This window comes from Candidatus Similichlamydia epinepheli (assembly GCF_003056015.1).
Genome location: NZ_PPEU01000158.1, coordinates 1 through 1,066, shown reverse-complemented (window position 1 = coordinate 1,066; position 1,066 = coordinate 1). Strand labels below are relative to the sequence as shown.

The window sequence follows — 1,066 nt, the reverse complement described above, 5'->3', positions numbered from 1 at the left end:
GTCTTTTTAATCGATCAGAGAGAGAAACATTCTTGCGTATTGCCTATTGAAAAGAGACCTTATACTTCATGGAGAGAGAGACATCAGCTCTTAGAAAACATTCTTGGGTCGGTCGTAAAGATTGCTGCGGAATTTTCTTTTAAATCATTTGTTCCTCAATTGTCGATCCTGGATGCAGGCGTTTACACGTTGATTCGAGGATTTGGTTTGGAAGTCGTTTCAAGTGAAGATTTGGTGTCAGATTTACTTGAAGCATGGAATCAAGAAGATTTGCGCTATCATCTTTTGGCTTCTTCTGTATTACAACGTCTTTCTGCTGCTCTTCCTCAAATGATTCGGAGCTCTCTTGCCAAAGGGACAACTCTCACAAATTTCTCACTTCAAGAAGACTTGCTACATGCGTTCGAGCTCCATGAATGCGTCACAGACGTTCTGCCTCGTGTACTGGTCAATGAGCAATCGGCTCTTCCTTCGACTCTTTTTTCCTGCCCAATTGGTTGGGGAGATTATCTTTCTTGTGAGCTTGCTTGTCGTCATCGAAAAGAGGGGGCCCCTTATGCAGTTCTTACACGTTCCTTCTTTTTAGGTGATTCTCCTCCTACACTTCTTGCAGATCTCTTTCTTTTAGGAAGAAAAGCGCAGAAAGTGGCTGTTGAATTCATTCAACAAAGAAAACAAGATCGTTACTCTTGTTTGGGCTGGGAAGTCGATCGGATGGTGTCTGACTTTTTAGCATTAGCAGATCAAGAACTTGTTATGGATTCTCCATTGGGTTTTTCTTTGGGGAAAGATTCTTTAATGGGTACAGGTCCCTTGCTTGATGATCGATATAATCACGAGACTCGTAAAGTGAGCAATAAAATCGGATTTTGTATGGGTCCTGTTCTTTATAAAGAAGGTGTTCTTGGGATTAATCAAAGAGCAAGTTTTTACTTATCGAGTGAAGGATCCCTATTCTTGACGACTGGTGAGCAAACTAACCTGTATACCTTTACGGAAAACCGAGAGGTGTACATTCCAATTGATTCAGACTCAACTATTTCTTTTTAGGTCCTTATTATGAATG

At 40.9% G+C, this 1,066-nt stretch carries 1 protein-coding gene; it reads left to right on the top strand.

The window, feature by feature from the left end:
• Positions 1-1,050, top strand: a 1,050-nt coding sequence (locus GCCT14_RS05120; RefSeq protein ID WP_157952651.1) for a hypothetical protein, incomplete at its 5' end; no start/stop codon positions are given.
• Positions 1,051-1,066: the final 16 nt, after the last annotated feature.